Source organism: Geobacter sp. 60473 (assembly GCF_036323535.1).
Lineage (GTDB): Bacteria > Desulfobacterota > Desulfuromonadia > Geobacterales > Geobacteraceae > Geobacter > Geobacter sulfurreducens.
In genome coordinates this window covers 1095719-1115068 of sequence record NZ_AP028967.1, presented here as the reverse complement: position 1 = coordinate 1115068, position 19350 = coordinate 1095719, and the positions used below count along the sequence as shown (strand labels likewise).

Annotated in this window: 18 protein-coding genes; 5 read left to right on the top strand and 13 right to left on the bottom strand. The window is 57.7% G+C overall.

Features of this window, described 5'->3' with window-relative positions:
- The first annotated feature begins 50 nt into the window (after positions 1-50).
- Together AABA48_RS05020 and AABA48_RS05015 are read left to right on the top strand one after the other, a co-directional pair.
- Entirely contained in the window at positions 51-980 is a 930-nt protein-coding gene (locus AABA48_RS05020) for a DUF4382 domain-containing protein (RefSeq protein WP_286349818.1), read from the top strand.
- Between the two features lie 240 nt (positions 981-1220).
- Positions 1221-4559, top strand: coding sequence for a PAS domain S-box protein (locus AABA48_RS05015; RefSeq protein WP_286349819.1), 3339 nt, complete (start codon positions 1221-1223; stop codon positions 4557-4559).
- A gap of 39 nt (positions 4560-4598) precedes the next feature.
- Here AABA48_RS05015 and AABA48_RS05010 read toward each other — a convergent pair whose 3' ends face one another.
- Genes AABA48_RS05010 through AABA48_RS04995 form a run of 4 tightly spaced genes read right to left on the bottom strand, consistent with a single transcriptional unit; the run spans position 4599 to position 8735 of the window.
- A complete protein-coding gene (locus AABA48_RS05010) occupies positions 4599-5768 on the bottom strand; it encodes a diguanylate cyclase (RefSeq protein WP_286349820.1) in 1170 nt (389 codons plus the stop codon).
- A gap of 7 nt (positions 5769-5775) precedes the next feature.
- Complete coding sequence (locus tag AABA48_RS05005; RefSeq protein ID WP_286349821.1) at positions 5776-6156, bottom strand: DUF1987 domain-containing protein; 381 nt, start codon at positions 6154-6156, stop codon at positions 5776-5778.
- 10 nt (positions 6157-6166) lie between these two features.
- A complete protein-coding gene (locus AABA48_RS05000) occupies positions 6167-6697 on the bottom strand; it encodes a SiaB family protein kinase (RefSeq protein ID WP_286349822.1) in 531 nt (176 codons plus the stop codon).
- Positions 6698-6755: 58 nt separating this feature from the next.
- The gene (locus AABA48_RS04995) at positions 6756-8735 is read right to left on the bottom strand and encodes a SpoIIE family protein phosphatase (RefSeq protein WP_286349823.1); all 1980 of its coding nucleotides are present in this window, start codon (positions 8733-8735) and stop codon (positions 6756-6758) included.
- Positions 8736-9034: 299 nt separating this feature from the next.
- Here AABA48_RS04995 and AABA48_RS04990 point away from each other — a divergent pair, with 299 nt between their 5' ends.
- A complete protein-coding gene (locus tag AABA48_RS04990) occupies positions 9035-9238 on the top strand; it encodes a 2-hydroxymuconate tautomerase family protein (RefSeq protein ID WP_010942197.1) in 204 nt (67 codons plus the stop codon).
- On the opposite strand, the gene AABA48_RS04985 is transcribed toward AABA48_RS04990, so the two are convergent.
- The 6 genes from AABA48_RS04985 to AABA48_RS04960 form a co-directional block, all read right to left on the bottom strand.
- Entirely contained in the window at positions 9210-9818 is a 609-nt protein-coding gene (locus AABA48_RS04985; protein ID WP_286349824.1) for a transglutaminase-like domain-containing protein, read from the bottom strand. The two genes, AABA48_RS04990 and AABA48_RS04985, sit on opposite strands and share 29 nt — an antisense overlap.
- A 27-nt stretch (positions 9819-9845) precedes the next feature.
- On the bottom strand, positions 9846-10331 hold the full coding sequence (locus AABA48_RS04980; RefSeq protein WP_286349825.1) for a ferritin family protein: 486 nt from the start codon (positions 10329-10331) through the stop codon (positions 9846-9848).
- Between the two features lie 100 nt (positions 10332-10431).
- Positions 10432-11853, bottom strand: coding sequence for a tetratricopeptide repeat protein (locus tag AABA48_RS04975; protein WP_286349826.1), 1422 nt, complete (start codon positions 11851-11853; stop codon positions 10432-10434).
- Positions 11854-11932: 79 nt separating this feature from the next.
- Positions 11933-12778 carry a hypothetical protein gene (locus AABA48_RS04970; protein WP_324310491.1) on the bottom strand — a complete coding sequence of 282 codons (846 nt, stop codon included), beginning with the start codon at positions 12776-12778 and terminating at the stop codon, positions 11933-11935.
- A 199-nt stretch (positions 12779-12977) separates the two neighbouring features.
- Positions 12978-13592 carry a LysE family translocator gene (locus AABA48_RS04965; protein WP_286349829.1) on the bottom strand — a complete coding sequence of 205 codons (615 nt, stop codon included), beginning with the start codon at positions 13590-13592 and terminating at the stop codon, positions 12978-12980.
- A 94-nt stretch (positions 13593-13686) separates the two neighbouring features.
- Entirely contained in the window at positions 13687-14133 is a 447-nt protein-coding gene (locus tag AABA48_RS04960) for a DUF2845 domain-containing protein (RefSeq protein ID WP_286349830.1), read from the bottom strand.
- Positions 14134-14397: 264 nt separating this feature from the next.
- On the opposite strand from AABA48_RS04960, the gene AABA48_RS04955 reads away from it, so the two are divergent.
- Positions 14398-14538 (top strand): type II toxin-antitoxin system RelE/ParE family toxin, encoded by a 141-nt coding sequence (locus AABA48_RS04955; protein ID WP_286349831.1) that lies wholly within the window; start codon positions 14398-14400, stop codon positions 14536-14538.
- Positions 14539-14547: 9 nt separating this feature from the next.
- Complete coding sequence (locus AABA48_RS04950) at positions 14548-14841, top strand: addiction module antidote protein (RefSeq protein ID WP_010942189.1); 294 nt, start codon at positions 14548-14550, stop codon at positions 14839-14841.
- Between the two features lie 121 nt (positions 14842-14962).
- On the opposite strand, the gene AABA48_RS04945 is transcribed toward AABA48_RS04950, so the two are convergent.
- The 3 genes from AABA48_RS04945 to AABA48_RS04935 all read right to left on the bottom strand — a co-directional run bounded on the left by AABA48_RS04945 (position 14963) and on the right by AABA48_RS04935 (position 18944).
- Positions 14963-16333, bottom strand: coding sequence for a kelch repeat-containing protein (locus tag AABA48_RS04945; protein ID WP_119332507.1), 1371 nt, complete (start codon positions 16331-16333; stop codon positions 14963-14965).
- A gap of 40 nt (positions 16334-16373) precedes the next feature.
- Positions 16374-17177, bottom strand: a complete 804-nt coding sequence (locus AABA48_RS04940) for a transposase (protein WP_286349832.1) — start codon at positions 17175-17177, stop codon at positions 16374-16376.
- 204 nt (positions 17178-17381) lie between these two features.
- A complete protein-coding gene (locus AABA48_RS04935; RefSeq protein WP_286349833.1) occupies positions 17382-18944 on the bottom strand; it encodes a hypothetical protein in 1563 nt (520 codons plus the stop codon).
- Positions 18945-19350 lie beyond the last annotated feature (406 nt).

The window sequence follows — 19350 nt, the reverse complement described above, 5'->3', positions numbered from 1 at the left end:
CCGGCTTTTTTGCGTGGATGTCCAGACCAAAAAAGGGAAAGGAGCGGACAATGGTACGCGCGAAAATGTCAGCCTTGGGAGTACTGGTGATTCTTGCCGGCGCGCTTGCGGCACTGATACTGATGCACGGATGCGGCGGCGGAGGGGGCGGCGGATCGGCAAGCACTGCGGCGTCAACGGGAACCCTGAAACTTTCCATTACCGACAAACAGAGCGACGCGTTCGACAAGGTCATCATCAGCGTCAGGGAAATACGTGTCGTGCCGGCGGGCAGGGAGAATGCGCCAGACACCGACCCAGGCCTGCCGGTGATCGCCCGTTTCGCCCCATCGAGGGTCATCGACGTGATGCAATTGCAGTTCGTGCAGCAAGCTCTGGGCGAGGCGGTTCTCCCGGCGGGAACCTACAGCCAGATCCGGCTCGTTCTCGACCCGGCACCGGCTAACTACCTGACCTTGAAGGCTGATCCCGTCACTCAGATACCCCTTACGACTCCCAGCGGTCAGCAATCCGGGGTTAAGGTTCTGGGCCCGTTAGAAGTAAGGGCCGGGGTCATCAATGCGGTCATGATAGACTTTGACCCCAACACCGCCATCGTTGCGAGGGGCAATGGCGACTACAACCTTAAACCGACAGGTATTCGCGTCGTGCGCCTGTCCGATCCCCTTACCCAATTCGGATCCATTTCCGGAAACGTCATTTCGACGTTCATGCCCTGGTCAAGCGCAACGGTGTCGGTAAAACGCCGCGGATCCACCAACGATAATGATCCCATTGCCGCCGGCTTGATCTTCAGCAATTACACCGGCGGCGCGTGGCAGGCCCCCTTTGCCGCGTTCGTTCCGCCGAACACTCTGCCGGTGACTTATAAGGCTTTCGTCACGGCAAACGGCTTCCAGGTCTACTCCTCTTCAGCCGTGTCAGTGGTGACCGGACAGGCAACCGACCTGGGCGCCATCCCCCTGATTCCCCTTCCCTGAGCACTACACGACCGGAGGGAGGCTTTCGTGCCTCCCTCTTCGTGTTTCTGGCAGCCACTGTCGTCAATGTTACCTTCAGCGTATCCACAATCCTGAAATCGTTACCAACCAGACATTCCATGCATGGCATGGTTTTCGTATACACATTCGCATCTCGTTAACAAAATTATGTATGCCCGCGATTTCCCTGTGGTAGCATGGGCGTCCGCAGTGAATCGCGAGGTCAATTCACGGGTAGCAATGGTGAGTGAACGCATCATACTGGGGCTTGTCAACAATGCCGCCTTATTGCTGTCGCTGGGTCTGATTTACGACATCCTGTCCTACCGCCGGAACATTCAGACACCTCTGCTGAACCGGATTGTTTCGGGAGTCACCACCGGAGCCATTGCGGTGGCCCTCATGGCGACACCGGTCATATTCGGCCCCGGCATTATTTTCGACACCCGTACCATCCTGCTGGGGCTTACCGGCCTCTTCTTCGGCACCATTCCCACGGTCATCGCCATGGCCATCGCCGGCACCTATCGCCTTGCCCTCGGCGGCGGCGGGGCAGCCATGGGTGTTGCCACCATACTTTTTTCCGGGGTGTGCGGCCTGGTGTGGCGGCATTACCGGCTGTGTCATTACAAAGCGTTCTCATTCCAGGATCTGTACGTCTTTGGCGGGGTAGTGCATGTGGGCATGATCCTGTGCATGCTGCTTCTGCCCCAGGAACTCATTGCCGGGACAGTCACGTCCCTGGCCCTCCCCATCATCCTCATCTATCCCCTATGCACGGCGCTCCTGGGGAGCCTGCTCTCAGGGAGTCAAAAACGACACCTTCTGGAGGAGGAACTCAGGGAAAGCGCCGCGCGCTATAACCAACTCGCCACCCAGAGCCGAACCATAACCTGGGAAATCAATCCGGCCGGCCTGTTCACCTATGTGAGCCCCGTGGTCGAATCGGTGTTCGGGTATCTGCCGCACGAACTGGTCGGTGCGATGCATTTTTACGAAATCCACCCCACAGAGGGGCGCGAGAGATTCAAGACATCGTTTCTGGAGATGTTCGCGAACAAAACGATAGTGGAAGAGGTGGTTCATCCCGTTCTGACCGTGGACGGCAGGACCATCTGGATGAGCACCAACGCCCTGCCGATACTGGATGAGCACGGCACCCTGGTGGGCTACCGCGGATCCTGCGCGGACATCAGCGAACGCAAACAGCTGGAGGACCGGCTCAGGGAAAGCGAGCTCCTCCACCGCACGCTTTTCGAGCAGAATCCCTATGGCGTCGTCATTATCGACCCCGAAAACGCTTCCCTCATCGATTTCAACGACCAGGCCTGCCGTCAACTCGGCTATACGCGGGAAGAATTCAGCCGTCTGAAGATATCCGACATCGACACCATTGAATCGCCGGAGCAGACCAGAAACCGCATCCGGAAAATCATGCGCGACGGGTACGACGAGTTTGAAACCCTGCAACGCACCAAGCAAGGCGAACAGAGAACCATCCATGTCAAGGCCCAGTATTCGCCCATCAAGGGTAAAAACGTCTACCACTGCATCTGGCGGGATATCACCGCCGAGAAGAAAGAGGCGCAGCTCCTGCTGGCCAGGACGCACCTCATCGAGTACAGCGTCTCCCATTCATTGGACGAACTGCTGACGGAAACACTCGATCAGCTTGAGAAACTTACCGGCAGCGAACTCGGCTTTTTCCATCTGCTGCAGGAAGATCAGCGCACCATCACCCTCCACGCCTGGTCTTCGCGCACGGCCGAACAGTGCACGGCCGAGTGCGTTCACAGGCATTACGACATCAGCCGGGCAGGCGTCTGGACCGACTGTGCCTCTCTTCGCCAGCCGGTCATCCATAATGACTATGCGTCGCTGGCCCACCGCAAGGGTCTTCCCCCCGGGCACGCCCCGGTGAACCGGCAGCTGACCATGCCGATCATGCGCCATGACAGGATCGTGGGAATCCTCGGCATCGGCAACAAGAATACCGACTACACCCGGGAAGACATCGTCATTGTTACCCGTTTTGCGGACCTCGTCTGGGACATCGCCGAGCGTAAGCAGGTCCGGGACTCGCTCCGCGAGAGCGACGAAAAATTCTCGTCGGCATTCAACAACGCCCCGCTCATGATCACCATCAGCACCATCGAGGACGGCCGGTACCTGGACGTCAACCAGCGGTTCCTGGACATCTCCGGCTTCAGCAGGGAAGAGGTCCTGGCCAACACCGCCGTGTCCCTGGGGTGGCTCAGGGCATCCGACCGGGCACGGCTGAAGGAGATGATGCTGAAAAACGGCTCGATCCAGGATCTGGAACTGGAGATGCGATCCAAATCGGGCACAAAGGTGCTCTGCAAGTACTGGGGAACGATCATCCCCGTTGCGGGCCGAAAACGGCTCCTCTCAATCGCCCTGGATATCACGGAACACCGCAGGATGGAGCAACAGTTCCTCCAGGCGCAGAAAATGGATTCCATCGGCCGCTTGGCCGGCGGCGTGGCCCACGACTTCAACAACATGCTGAGCATCATCATCGGCCGGTCCGAGCTGGCCCTGATGCAGACGGACCGGGACACCCCCCTGTATCACAACCTGGAAGAGATCCAGGGCGCAGCCAAGCGGTCCGCCGAAATCACCAAGCAGTTGCTCACGTTCTCGCGCAAGCAGACCATCGTGCCCAAGGTGCTGGATCTAAACGACACCATCACCAGCATGCTCAAGATGCTGCGCAGGCTGCTGGGCGAAAACATCAAGCTGGGCTGGAATCCGGGCTACAACCTCAGGCGGGTTAAGATCGACCCCTCCCAGTTGGACCAGATCCTGGTCAACCTGTGCGTGAACGCCCGGGACGCCATTGCCGGCACGGGCGAAATCAACATCCAGACCTCGAATGGAACCTTCGGGGGGGCCGGCGACACGGACGACATCCCCCCCGGCGACTACGTACTGCTGCAGGTGAGCGACACGGGCTGCGGCATCGGACCGGAACTGCTGGGGCACATCTTCGAGCCGTTCTTCACCACCAAGGAACTGGGCCACGGCACCGGCCTGGGACTGGCAACGGTCTACGGTATCGTTCAGCAATCCGGCGGCGAGATCAGGGTCAGCAGCGAACCGGGCAACGGGTCCACCTTCAGCATCTATTTCCCCGCCGCAAGCGGCCCGGCCGATGTCCCGATCCCGGCAGCACCTCAAATCGCCGGCGGGACGGAAACCATCCTGTTCGTAGAAGACGAAGCAGCCATCATGCACATGGGCGCTGCAATGCTCGAAAAACTGGGGTACAAGGTTCTGCCGGTGAACTCGCCGGAGGAGGCCCTGCAGATTGCCGGGACACATGGGGGGCCCATCAACCTGCTGATTACCGACGTCATCATGCCCGGCATGAACGGCCACGACCTGGCAATCCGCCTACGTGCGGCCAATCCGGACATGAAAATCCTCTTCATGTCGGGTTATGCCTCGGACATCCTGTCCGATTGGGGAGAGCTGGGACAGGACCTGCACTTTCTGCAGAAGCCATTCACCATCACGACACTGGATGGAAAAATCAGGGAAACACTGCAGGAGTGATGCAGAGGGCCGGGACCGGCGCCTCCGCAGGGGACATGCTCAGACGCCGGCGCGGGACCCGGCCGCGGCGAACCGGTCGCGGCCCGCGGCCTTAGCGCTGTAGAGGGCGTCGTCAACCCGCCTGATCAGATCATCGACGCTCATGCCGGGTTCGCTGGTACCATAGCCGATGCTCACGGTGACCCGGATATCGTGCCCATCCCAGGGAACCACCGTATTCCGCACCTTGGCGAGGAGCTTCGCCGCCACGGTACCGGCCCGCACCAAATCCGCCTCCGGCAGTATGATGAGGAACTCCTCCCCTCCCCACCGGCTGCAGATGTCTTCACGGCGGATATTGGTACGCAGGGTGTCGGCGATCCCCCGGATGACCCGATCGCCGGCCTGGTGCCCGTGGGTGTCGTTGACCTTCTTGAAGTGATCGATATCAGCCAGCACGATCGAGAAGACCTTGCCGTTTCGCTCCGAACGGCTCTGCTCCGCGGCCAGCCGCATCACCATCTCCCAATGGTTGGCGAGACCGGTGAGAAGATCGGTGCGGGCCATCAGCTCCAGCCGGGCGTTGAGCTCCCGGAGCTGTGACTGGTAGCTGTCGCTGATGGAGACGATCTTGTTGAAGCGGCGCAGCAGCTTGCCGTATTTTTCGACGAACTGTTCCACCTCGGGCGCAACCGGATTCCCGTCAAAGGCACTCCGGCGCACCAGCGCCCGCATCTCCCTGAGGGCGTCGTCCTCCACCGGCTGCCGCTCAGGAGACATCGCCGGCTGTCCGGCCACGGCAGCGTCCGGCAGCGGCAAGGCCCTCTTGTGCATCCCCATCTTCTCATAGGCGGTCTTGATGCAGTCAGGGCAAATCCCGTGACTGAACATGATATCGGCATGGTTGCAGAAAAACGTTTCCAGCCGCTGCCAGTAGTCGTCGTCGGAGCGGATCTTCTTGCAGTACATGCAGATCGGGAGCGCCACATCCTTCAACTGACGATACTTCCAGGTGGCCTCCTCCAGCTTCTTGGCCATTGCCTGATGCTGGGTCTCGTAGGCATCGCTGATCACGAGCGTCTTGCTGAATTTGCGCAGCAGCTTCCCGTAACTTTCGGTCAGGACGGCGAATTCGGCGGCCAGGTCAGCATCCGGCAACGCGCCCGCCTCCATGACCTTCAAGGCGCGGGTCAGCGCAGGGTCTTCGACGGTTTTCTTCTTTCGCGGCATAACCACCTCATTCTTCCAGTTCCACGATGGCAAACGGCAGGGTGACCTCTTCCTTGAACTCCTCCGCCAGATCAAGGGACCGGGGATTCTCCCTGTCGTAGCGCCAGGTGATGGACACGGCTGCTCCCCGGCCGTGTGCTTCCTCGAAAAGGTCGAGCAGATCAAGCATGCACTTGGTGCTGCTGCTGTTCATGTAGCTGACGTTGATGTCCAGCGTGAGCCCCTCCGGATCGGCGAGGGCCGCTTTCACCCACTGGGCGATGGGGGCGTAGAACTCGAAGGAGTTTTCCGGGTAGGACTCGCCCGAAATCGCCAGAGTCCGCCCCCCGGGCTCATAGCTGACCAGGGGCGTTGAGACGGTCTGCTGTATGGTATCGAACACTCGCATGCGGAGCCTCCTAGATGTGCGCTGTCAGCGTGAAAAACGAATGCCGGTCGTCGACGGGGCGAACGCTGTACTCCAGCCGGCCGGAAGCCCGCTTTGCCATTTCCATGAGGCCGATGCCCGCCCCCATCGCGCCGGGCTGGACCTCGGCGCGCAGTTGCTGCCGGATGAGCTTTTTCAGCTCGTCCGGCGCCTGGGCCTTGATGTGGTCGATCCGGGTGCGCAGCAGCTCCACATCATCATTCAGGATCACGTTGCCCGAGGTGACGGAGTAGAACTCGTCCCGCCGGGCGATGACGATGGTGGCCGAACCGGCCTTGGCCGGGGAGATGTCCCGGCGGGCCAGATAGTTGCGAGCGTTCTGGGTCATCTCGATATAGACGGCGAACACGTCCTGAACCGCCATGCGGGCGATGTTCTCGGCGGCCAGGTGGTTCCTGATGGCAATGCCGATCTCCTCGATGATGCTGTGGGAAAAGGGGCCGTTGAAGCACATGAGGATGCCGTCCCTGGAGAACTGTTCCCGGAGCTGAAAGAGATCCATGATTCCTCCCTGTTGATTGCAATGGCGCGAACACTGTTCGCGGCGTCCCGGCGGACCGTCAGAAACGGAATCCCGCCAGGGTAATGTCGTCGCGCTGGCAATGGTCGCCCCGATAGGCGTCCAGGGCCGCCTCGACAGCCTCGGCCTGGGCCGGCATGGCGAGGTGCGCATGATCGGCCAGGACCTTTCTGAAACGCTCCGAGCCGAAACCGTACCCCTTGACCCCGCCCGGCTCGTCCAGCAGGCCGTCGGTCGTCAGATAGCAGCAGTCTCCGGCTGCCGGGGTCAGCACATGGTTGGTGTACCGGTAGTCGATCCGGGAGCCCCTGTAGCCCACGCGCTGGTGGTCACCGCGCACCTCCCGCGCCTCTCCGCCGGAAACCAGCACCAGCGGGAGCCCCGCCCCGGCGAAAGTCAACCGGCCCGCCCGCCGCTCCACCATGCAGAGGGCGATATCGAGCCCGGCATCCACGTCCCGCAGGTGCAGGGTGTTCCGCAGCACGCGATTGAGTTCCGCCAGGATGCGGGACGGATCGTCGTTGCAGCAGACATCCACCACGTGGTTCAGCACCGCGTTAACGGTCATGGTCATGAACGCGCCCGGGATGCCGTGGCCCGTGCAGTCGATCACCGCCAGCAGGAAGTGGTCCGGGAACTCGCGCAGGTAGTAGAAATCACCCCCAACCGGCTCCTTGGGCCGGTAGAGGATGAAATGATCGCCCAGGCAGCGCTCCAGCGATTCCCGGTCGGGCAGGATCGAGGTCTGGATCATGCGGGCATAGGTGATGCTCTCCATGATCCTGCGCTGGGAATCCTCAAGCAGCCGGTTGGCCGCGGAAAGCTCGTCGGTCCGCTCCCTGACCCTGGCTTCGAGATTGGTGGTGTGGTCCAGGACCATGGCACTCATGGCATTGAACGAGCCGGTCAGCTCCCCCAGTTCGTCCCGGCCGGTCACGGGCAGCGAAATATCGTACCGCCCGGCGGCAATCTCCCGGGACGCGGCGGACAGCCTCCCCAGGGGCGTCAGCACCATCCGGTTGATCAGGAAGCCGATGGCCAGGATGCCCAACAGCAGCGACAGGGACATGACCGCGATGATGGGGAGGAACTGCTTCATGCTGATGACACGGGATACGTCGACCAGAACCACGTTGAACCAGCCCATCCCCTCCAGGAACGAAATCGCCATGAGATAGCTCTTGCCGCCGAACCGCACCGGGAACGCCTCCACCTCGCTCCGCCCGGCCGCCAGGGACTCGATGGCCCGCCGCACCTGCGCTTCCCGCGCCGGATCGCCCATGAGGGTGAAGATCGTGATCTTTCGGTCCACGTCGCGGGTGTTGGCGTTATGCTCCACCACTTTCCGGTCCTCGTGGGCCTGCACCACCCCGGCGCGGTCCATCAGTATGGTTGAAAGCCCCTTCTGACGGGTGTGCACCACCTGATTGAGGAAGTCGGAAATGGTGATGCCGCCGCCGCAGATGCCGATCTTTCGGCCGCTGCCGTCGGTCATGGCCGCGTTGAACCAGACCTTGATCTCCTGCAGGGTGGCGTTGTAATCCAGGTTCAGGGCGTAGTCGTCGATTGAGCGAAGCCCCTCGAAGAACCACCGGTCATGGGGCTTGGACCCGTCAAGTGTCACCATTTCGACACGGCCGTGTCCGTTTCGCTTGTCATAGACGTAATAATGGTTCGACGCCGCCAGGGCAATGAAGAAACTTTTGTCCCGGTAGAGGGTGCGGTAGTTTTCCAGCTCGGCAAAGGCAGCGCGCTGCAGTTCGCGGTTCCCCTCGTCCGAGGCCCAGTGCCTGAGGGTGACGTCCCGGGCCATCATCCGGGCCAGGGCCACCTCCCGCTCGATGACGGAGATGACCTTGTTTTTCTCCAGCAGCGCCTCCTTGGTAGCGAACCGGAGAGCCAGATCATCAATGATGCCGGACGTGCTGGCGTCAAAGGCAAAGAGGGTCAGCCCCCCCACCGCTAAACTGATGAGGACGATGACGGAAATGAATTTTGCTTTGAGGCTCGTGACCTGCATGGACACCGTTTTCCTCGTGGCGGCGGACTTAACGCGCTTACAACACCGCAGCAAACAGCATGCAAATATATCGCCAACTTAGATTAACACCACCCAAACCGACCATCCCCGAGGATACTCCCGGTTCGGCCGTCTCACAACAGCCTGGCTGCGTAGTGCCCCCCTCACCGACTGCGACGGGTCCTTGCGCGGCACCGCCCTTCACTGCACCAAAAAGAAACACCACCTGGCGTGGATCAGTGGTGTAGAATTCTGGTGGATATGGCAACCCGCACGATAACCGAGAGGAGAACGATACCATGCCCTACGTGAACATCAAGATCACCCGGGAAGGAGCGACGGCGGAACAGAAGGCGGCCCTGATCAGGGGGGCCACCCAGCTGCTGGTGGATGTCCTGGGAAAGAATCCGGCCACCACGGTGGTGGTGATCGACGAGGTGGATACCGACAACTGGGGGATCGGCGGCGAGTCGGTCACCGTGCGGCGCAGGGCCGGACGCTGATCGTCCGCACCAACTCCACGTCTGGCAGGTTGGCGTACACGTCCCGATAGTCGTCGTGGCGGCGCAGCACCGAGACCACGCAGTCCAGGGGCTCCGGCCATATCTCGGGAAGATCGGCTTCCAGGCTGTCGTCCGTCGAGAATGCCAGACGCTCGACCGGGGGAGTGAACCGGGCATCGATCCCCTCTTTGTTGCCCCGGGGATCGATCCGATACCAGCCATGCTCCGGCAGGAATACCGCATTCAGGCCGTGCAGGCAGTAGGGCGCCCCGCTGCCGTCCAGGCTCAGCCGCTGATAGCAGAACCCCGCCGGGATGCCGCATGCCCTCAGGAGCGCCGCAAGCAGATGGCTTTTGGCATAGCAGTACCCGGTCCGGTGGCGCAGGACGTCCGATGCCGTGCAGGTCACGGGGTTGAGCTGATAGTCCCAGCTGTGGCGGACATTGTCGCGCACCCATTCGAAGCATCTTCCGGCGATCTCGCTCGCCGGGCGGCAACCGGCCGAGAGCGCCGCTGCCAGGGACAGAATGTCCGGGTGCTTCCAGTCAATGATGCCCGACTCCGCCAGATATCGTTCCATGTCGGCCGTTATCCTTTCAGGCGCGGGCTATTCGGGGAACACCGCGGCGCACAGGTTGCGCACTTCCTGGAGCATCACGAGATGTTCCCTCTCCTCGGCCACAATCGCCGCGATGACATCGGCATCAATTCCATCGAGACCGGCTGCCGCCTCCGCGTAAAAGGCGACCGAATCCGCCTCCATGACTATCGCCATGTCCAGCGCCTTGGCCAGGTTCGAGGCGATGACCGTCTCGCTCACCACGCTCGGCCGGGGCAGAACCATCCTGCGCACGCGGTCCGCCGCCGTCATGAGTTCCTCGTCCGTCAGGTTCGGGCCGCGCATGCTCTCCGGCAACCTCTCCCACATCCGCGTGAAGGTCTCCAGGTGATCAAGCTCCGCCTTCGCCAGTGCGGCGGCCAGCGCGGAGATCCGCCCGTTGCCGCAGCCGATGGCCAGCGACTCGTAGAATATCCGGCCCCGCCGCTCCAGCTCCATGGCTATCTGCAAAACCATATCCGCGGTAAGTTTCACAGGTCATATCCTCCTTTCGCCCTGACCTCCGGGCCATCCCGCCCGCCGGTTCCCCCTGCAGTACGCATGGATGATCAGGCTCAAGGCGTGATCATGCCGCTCAACGCGTCCCCCGCGGGCTGCGGGGACGTGCGGCAAAAAACCGGAGCGCCTCCCCCACCTCGGCCACCACCGTCTCCCAGTCTCCCACGCGGGGCTGGCGGAACAGGCGCATGACCCCGGGATACCAGGGCGAATCGGTCCGGTCGGTGAGCCAGCGCCAATCGGTCCGGTACTCCGGCAGGAGCACCCAGCACTCCGTGCCCAGCGCCCCTGCCAGATGAGCCACGGCGGTATCCACGGTAATGACCAGATCCAGGTTGGCCACCAGGGCGGCGGTGTCGGCAAAGCCGGCAATATGCCGCATCAGGTCCACCACGGGCAGGCCGGCGGGTGGCTGGGCCGCCTCTTCCTCGCCCGCCCCTTTCTGCAGACTGAAGAACCGCACCCCGGCCACGCCGCCAAGGGGCTCCAGGGTCTTCAGGTACGGCAGGGAACGGTCCCCATCGTTCTCGAAATGGGGATTCCCCTTCCACGCCAGGCCGATCCGCATTTCCGGCCCGGCCCATTCCCGCTCCAGCAGTGCCGCCCACTGCTCGGCCATGCCCGGATCGGCGTGCAGGTACGGGATACGGGCGGGGATGGAATCGAGGCGGGTCCGGCAATAACAGGGGATGCTCATGGCCGGGGTCCAGAAGTCCCACGCATCATCCGGCAGGATCTCGTCAAAGGAGATAACAGTATCAACACCGTCAAGGGTCTTCAAGAGGTCTTTCAGCGCCACGTGGCACACCAGGGTGATCCGGGCCGCCCCCCGGTCCTTGAGAAGCGGCGCGTAACGGCAGAACTGGATCATATCCCCATGCCCCGCCTCCAGGCCGATCAACAGGGAGCGCCCCTGCAGATCCTCGCCGCGCCAGCGGGGGCACGGCAGATGCTCCTCCAGCCGGGCGAACCAGCGCCGGTTCCGGCTCTCCAGCAGGGACCACCCCTCGTCGAAGCGGCCCTGGCGCAGCAGCAAGTAACTGAGGTTGAACGATGCCCGGTGATAGTCCGGGTCCAGCCGAAGGGCCGTGCGATAACTCTCCTCCGCCTCCCGCTCCTGCTTCCGGCAAGCCTGCAGTACCCCCAGATTGGACCATGCCGCCGGGCTGTCCGGCTCAAGCTCGATGGCGCTCAAGTACGCGCTCTCCGCCTCCTCGAACCGCTTCTGGTTCGCCAGCAGCACCCCCAGGTTGGAATGCGTATGCCCCAGGCGGGGATTCAGCGCCAAGGCCAGCCGGTACCGGCGCTCCGCCTCGGCCGCCATCCCCTCCTGGTCCAGCAGCATGCCGAGATTGGCGTGGGCCTCGGCAAAATCCGGCGCAAGCGCGAGTGCCTCGCGGAAACAGGCCTCCGCGGCGCGGCACTCGCTAGCCGCCAGCAGGCGGTTTCCTTCCAGAAAGAATGCTTCGGCGGGTGTGGGTTCGCTGTTCATGGACATTGGTGATAACGGCTCGCTGGTGTGGAGTCTGGGTTAACCTAACTTCGCAACATCGTAGTGTATCTCATCGACCGGGCAATCATGGCTTGAGCCCGAGCAACTCCCGTCCCTTCATGCTCAGCCGGGGAGCGCCGTCAACAACAAGGATCATCTCAAGTTTCTGCAGAGCGCGCATGATGTCGCGAGGAGAGTTTCCGCCGACCGAACGTATTCGCGTCCGCGCCCGGTTCGGGTCCTTTGCGGCGAGGGCCTGAAGAAACTCCACCGAAGCCGACAGCTCGTGTTCTTTCAAGCCGCGCCAGAGCCAGAGGCTTCCGAATATCTCCGCGTAGGAGGATATGATCAGATGCGAGAGAGCTCCGACAAGCCCAAGGGAAAGATGTGCCCGGTCAATATCATCCTCAACGGTGAAGGGGTCGTCGATAAGGATCGGACCCGCTATCCACCCCAGATAGTAATCATCGTGCGGCTCATAGACTTGGCCGATACACCCCAGCATGGCCAGAGCGAAAACAAGATAGAGAGACCAGAACAGCCCCGGCGCAGTGGCAGGAAGCGTCGTACCGTAAGATATTCCCAGCAGGACGCAAAACAGTGATGCGCCGACGACGAACCACGGATAACCTCTGCGTCCTCGCTGGTAATCCTGCTTGGGTCTCAAAAAGAACGAAGCCGCCATGAACGCAAGGGATAGATTGGCTCCGGTCGCCACGGACGCGTCGTACCCAAGATGATCTACTACCGGCAAATCTACAATCGTCAGCGTGAAAACAAGGAATATCGTTCCCACCACCATGAATATCGGGGTCAGGACAACCGTCAGCATGGCAAACGTAGCCGTGTCATGCCTCGCGGAATCCAGGCAGAGCCTCAGCCTGTCGCGGATGAGGTCGTGATTGGGTGATGTCTCGATAGGGTGCGTCATAGCAGGTTGTTCCGGTGCCAATGTGGCCGTTGAAGATACTGACCAGGGTATGAAGTGCGCCCTATGGCAGATGAGCATTGGCCGCTCACGGTATTTTCTGAAGCATATATGCGCCGGATAAATGGCAGAGAAGCCCTGCGAGACGATCGGAACTCCCCTGCGGAATATTCTCAGGCTCTCACTCCATCAGCCTTCCACTTCACTTCTCCGAAAAAGCCAGATGCACGCCCAGAGCGGCAAACGCACCGGCGAAGCTTCGGCGCAACCAGGCCTGGACCGATTCCGATTCGATCACAACCGTACGGAAGGCATTGGCCAGCAGACCGTAGACCACGAACACCGCAAAGGTCATGGCCATGAACACGCCGCTCAGGACCAGCAGCTGTGACAGGGGGCCGGCCGGGCCGGGCCTGACGAATTGCGGCAGGAAGGCCAGGAAAAAGATGGTCAGTTTGGGATTCAGGATGTTGAGCAGCAGCGCCCTCACCACCAGTGACAACGCCGAGCGGCGCGAAGGGGTGCTGTCCAGGGCAAAGGTAGAGGTGTCTTTCCACGTGGCATAGGCCACATAGAGCAGATACGCCACCCCGGCGTACCTGAGGGTCTGGAATGCCAGCGCGCTGGTGTGCATGAGCGCCGCAAGCCCCAGGATCGTCGCCAGCAGGTGTGGGATGATCCCGGCGGTGCAGCCGAGCGCCGCGTAGACGCTGGCCGCGCGCCCCTGGGCGATCCCCGTGGAAACGGTGAAAATGACTCCGGTACCGGGAATGAGGACGACAATGAGTGAGGTGATGAGAAATTCGGCGCTGATCATGGCTGTCCTTGTGTGAATCGGTGTTGTCTCGACACTTCAGAAACGGTTTCCGGCAAACATCCCAACGCTGCGGGCCGGCGTGCATCCAGTCGGATCAGTATCCGTACTCGCCCGTCCTGATCTCCACGAGCCGGTCATCCAGGAATTTCAGGTGATAGAGGAAACGGTCGGGCCCGAAGTTGTAGACCCACTCTTCAGTGGTCACCGTCGTCAGGAACGTCCCGTCGCGGGTCACCGCCTGGACGAGCTCTTCCCGCCGCTGCTCCTTCCGGGCCGGCTCGCCGCACTTCTCGATCACCCCTGCCCGCGTATCTCCGGGCGCCACGATCCTGTCGCCGCAGTAGAATTTCGCCGTGGTGGAGCCGGGCTCCCTGAGGATCGGAAACGCCTTGGCCGGCGCGGGGTTCTTATCGCCCTTGCGTGAGTAGTGGGCGACCGTGGCGGTCGGTTCGACACGGGCGCCAGTGACTCCGATGGTGAACACCAGTGAAAAGATCACCGCCATAAGCGTGCAGGATGTCGACAGGGTCAATCGCTTCACAATGTTCACCTTACTGAGGCTGCCCCGCCCCCTGCGGGTCTGTCCAACGGCTGAGCATGGTTACTGCTGTATTATGGGTTGACAGCTTGTAGCCAACTGGCTACAGTATAATCATGATTGAAATCCGCAAAACCGAACTGTTTGCCAAATGGCTTGACAATCTTCGTGATGTAAAGGCCAAGGCTCGGGTCCTCGTGAGGATTGAGCGGCTTGCGTCCGGAAATCCCGGAGACGTCAAACCGGTCGGCGATGGAATCTCGGACAATGCGTATCGACTACGGTCCTGGTTACCGAGTTTATTTCTTCCAGCGAGGAAGCGAATTGATCGTCCTGCTGGCCGGCGGCGATAAAGGCAGCCAGTCTCGGGATATCAAGGCGGCAATCCGCCTCGCACAGAACCTATAGGAGCTGAACATGACCAAAACCGCAACCAGTCGCTATGACGTCGCCGAACATCTCCGTACTCCGGAGGAAATGGCCGCCTACCTTGAAGCCTCCCTCGAAGAGGCTAATGGCGATGCGACCTTCATCGCCAAGGCACTCGGAGACATAGCCCGCGCCAAGGGGATGTCGCAGGTTGCACGAGATGCCGGTCTTTCCCGCGAAAGTCTTTATAAGGCACTTTCAGGAGAGCGGGTTCCCAGCTTTGATACCATCCTTAAAATCATTGCGGCACTTGGACTTAAACTGCACGCAGAAGCCAGGTAACCTGCTGATAGTATTCCGGGAATCTTTGATTTCATTTCTTTCATCTATCCAAGGGCTCAGGAGCGCACCAGCGTAGCGGAAACCGTGCGCCGCCGCCCTTGTCGGCTCATCGCTCGTCAAATTACTTGTAACGCCAAAGGTCATTCAAGTAGCCGGGGAAAGTCGTGGATGCATAGCCATAGCCACCGAACATCCAGATGTCTCCTGATTTATCAATCCATGACGAAGCTCCGTATCGTGCACCAGGAGTGTTGGTCGCAGAGGTGACGCCTTTTGTCCCATATATTCCACCTTGCGCAGATGAACTATCGCCGGCAACCCAAGTCCAGTAAGTGCCGTCCCATCTCCACAAATCATTAAGTGAGCTGCCCGTTACTCCGTTACCAGCAGTCCCATTCCCTCCGAAAAACAAGAAATTACCACTGTTGTCAATCCATGCATTTGCTTGCATTCGTCCGCCAATTTTGTTTGTCGGCGCTGCAATGCCTTTTGTTCCGTAAGTTGCAGAAATTGTGGGTTGGTCATCACCTGCAACCCAAATCCAATTTGTCCCGTCCCATTTCCAGAGATCATTCAAATATCCGGAGACACTCTTAGCCTGTCCATCGCCACCAAAGAGCCAAAAACTACCATTACGGTCTACTAGTGATACCGCATAACGCCTTGATCCTGGGGTATTCGATGATGCCGAAACTCCTTTAGTTCCGTAACTACCATATTGTCCGGTCAAGTTACTCCCAGACATCCAAGTCCAATTCGTTCCGTCCCACTTCCATAGATCATTCAAATAGCTCCATGTGCCGTTCGTGTCGTAGCCGAGCCCACCGAACAACCAAAGATTTCCTGATTGGTCTTTCCAAGAGACAGCACCGGATCGTCCTCCTGGTTTATTGCCTGCCGCAACTGTTCCCTTCGTTCCATAGACACCCGCTTGACTTAGTATGTTATCCCCAGAAACCCAGGTCCAATTAGCACCATCCCATCGCCAGAGGTCGTTTAACCAGCCACCATTCCCACTGGTATCAACGATTCCTTGCCCGCCGAACAGCCAAAAGTTACCAGTATTGTCAACCCAAGATACGGCCTCTTTTCGTCCCCCCGGGATATTGGTAGCTACTGCTACTCCTTTGGTTCCATAATTGGCAGCAGTGTTGCCTGTCGAAGGGCCTGAAATCCATGTCCAGTTTGCACCGTCCCAGCGCCACAGATCATTCAAGTAACTCAGATTGCCGATTCCGTCATAACCTTCACCGCCAAAAAGCCACATATTCCCCGAATTGTCAGTCCATGAAACTGCCCCATACCGTGCGCCTGGTTTGTTAGTTGGTGAAGGTATCCCTTTAGTGCCGTATGAACCAGCTTGTAATGTGGAATTATCTCCACTCATCCATGTCCAATAAGCTGTAGCCTGGTTACTGTTTGTGTTATCGGAACCACAGCCTGCAATTAATGCAAGACAAAGTAACAATGCAGAGAGAAGTATCTTTTTCACAATTTCTCCTTTTCCAGGAACTCCTGAGGGTCGAACCTCGCTAACCAACTGGAACTACATCGTAATCGTCCCAAAAGAATGCATTTCCAGGGCTTAGAACCTCACTTTTGCCGGTAAAATGGGCATGGTAAGGCTCCGCATCCTCTCTCAGGAAACTCGCTCCGTCCACCTGCTCTTCCAGCTTCCTTCCCTTGACGCTGCATCCCATCTTCCGTTGCGTGTCTGTGATAAAAGCCGAACTGCCGACTGCAATGCTTTCGGTCCAATGGCCTTCCCGATTCATGCCCTTCTTCAGTGCATCCTCAACCCATTTACGGTGCTGTTCGGCAAAACTCCCGTAATCCGGGAAACCGCAAGCATCGAAAAGACTGTGCCTGTCGATAATGGCGTATCGGTCCGGCGGATTCTGAATCTCGTTGTATCCGTTCATTTCCCATTCCGCTGGATGCGTTACGACACCGGCGCGGACCATGTTCAGATCGATGTAAACGAGGCAACGGACGAGATGCTCGTTTCTCTCGATCGCGGTGGCGTGGTACCGATCTTCCCAGAACGCCCCTTTTCGATTTTTACGTTGGTTGAATTCCTGCGCGGTTCTCCCGGCGATCAGTTGGATGCTCTTTGCCACGACCTCTGGTTTCGTGTCCACTACCAGCAGATGAACATGGTTTGAGGTAACGGCGTAATTGAGGACCTGCAGCCCGAACCGCTTCTTCGCCTCGAATAGCCAGTGCAGCCACCGACGCCGGTCTCTGGCAAACTTGAGAAGAAACTCTTTCTTGTGACATCGGTGTGTGATGTGCCACACCTGACCCGGTATGTAGTGCCGATTCGCTCGTGCCATGTTAAGTGCTCGATTATGACCCTGAAAATGCGCTTCTAAGGGTAAAAATCTCCCAAAAATGAGGTGTAATTGTTGAAATATCGTTATGTTAGCTTGGTCCGACCCGATTCACGTCACGGTAAAGTGGCCGTAAATACTATGTGTTTTTCAAAGACCTGATAAGAGTTGGGCATCTCTTTACCTCATGTTTGTGATATTTGTTGATCAAACTGTCTTAGTGCCATCTTTAATGTCTTCGGTGGCTGCCGCGTCGTCTTCGGGATCCCCCTCTCCCTCATCTTCGAGAACGGCTTCTAAGCCAGCATTTGCTTGTTTTCTTTTTTCTTCAAGCATCCGCTTTGATTTTTTATCAAGCATGACAGCAATTTTTGACAGTCCAGGGATTTCTGAAATTTTGTCAATGGTGTGGCTTAGCTTCACGCTTTTTTCCAAAACGTCCATTAACGGATGGTCAGATTTATTGTAATCTGTTATGAGCTTACCTGGATTTTCAGAATTAACTTCAAGTATGCTATATAGTAGCTTTATGCGTAATTCAGCTGACATTTTCTTATCCTTAACATTTTCAATTTGGCTTGAGAGCCCTTCGAATGTTTTGCTCAAAACCTCTTTATGAGTATATTCCTCAATCAGTCTCTTAGATAGATTAAGGCTTTTATTTGCTGAGTACGCTAACCACAAAACTGGTATGTATAATGGTAATATCGCTATTACTAGCCTAGGTATAATCATAATTACCTCTTCAAGCGTTTTTGTTTCAGTGCTAATAAAATAGACACTGACCACAAATGGTATCAGAGACACACATATCATACCTATAATGCCGCCAATAAATTTATCCGTTAACTTTTTTGTGTCTTCCAATTCCTCTTTCTTTTTTTCTGAATATGCATGACTGAGACCCTTTGTAAGCGCGCGTGGCAAAAGGTCAGAAACTTGCTCTGACAATTGGGTATATTCTTCTTCCCAGCGCTTAATCGTATTATTAAATTGTGCTTCTTTTTGATTGGCAAATGTTATTGAATCAGCTATCTGCTTTCTTTTGTGTTCTGAAAGCTCAAGTTGGGTGTTGGATATATTGTTCTTTAGCTCATTATATGCATCATTCAGTTCATCCTTAAGCCCAGGGACAGCTGTTTCGGCCCCTGATTCACTGGTCTCCGTGTACCCCATTACTTCGAAATATAATTCGTCTATTTCGTTCTTCTTGTTTAGTACATATTTATGTAAAACATCAATCTTTGTCGATATCTCTTGGCCATTTGTAGCTAATGTCTGAAGTGACTGGATATTGTTCGAGTAATTACTGCTATTTGAGAATAGCTCTTCTAACTCAGCGATGCTTTCCTCGAGTTGCTCTTTTCTGTCTTTAATGTCATCTGAAGCGATAACAATATCGGCGTGAACTGACTGCACACTTCCTACTATTTCACCCACCTTGGAGTTAAGTGAATTAACTGTCTCGTGAATATTAATTACTTCGTTTAATATTTCATTGGTTTTGTTAAGGTTTTCAGTGGCAGCCTCTTTTGCGACTTCGCTTTTATTCCTGAATTCAACTGCCTTTCTCGAAGACTGTTTGGCCTCGGCCTCATAGTCTGATGTTTTCTTAGATAAAACATCTTCAAGCTGGCGGATTTGTTCCCTGATTTGCTGTGATTCTTCTCGCAAAGCTTTGAAGGACTCTTGGACACCCGTAATCTGGATCCATAACTTCTTTCTTTCTTCTTCTAAATAATCCACTCGATCATCTTTGAAAATCCCCATGTGTCCTCCAAGAAATTTAATTCAGTTTCGTGCTCAACGGCTGAGAGTGCAGCGGCGAAGCGAAGAGAATCTTCATGGTCTGAGCGCGTGTTGGAGCTACTTCACATAAAGAAGGCCCATGTCAACTGGGCCTTGATACATAGATCGATTGCGGAGACCTCTTGCGGGTCGGACCAAGGTAACCAACTGAAATAACATCATAACAGTCCCAAAAGAACTCATTTCCAGCGCTTAGAACCTCACTTTTGTCGGTAAAATCGGCATTGTAAGACTCCGCCTCTCTCCCAGAAAACTTGCTCCGTCCACCTGCTCGTCGAGGGAAGCAGGGACCTGCCTTAGTTTTCCCATACCCGAATCAATTCACTCCGCACACCACTAACACCCTTTCATAAATCAATTGCCATCC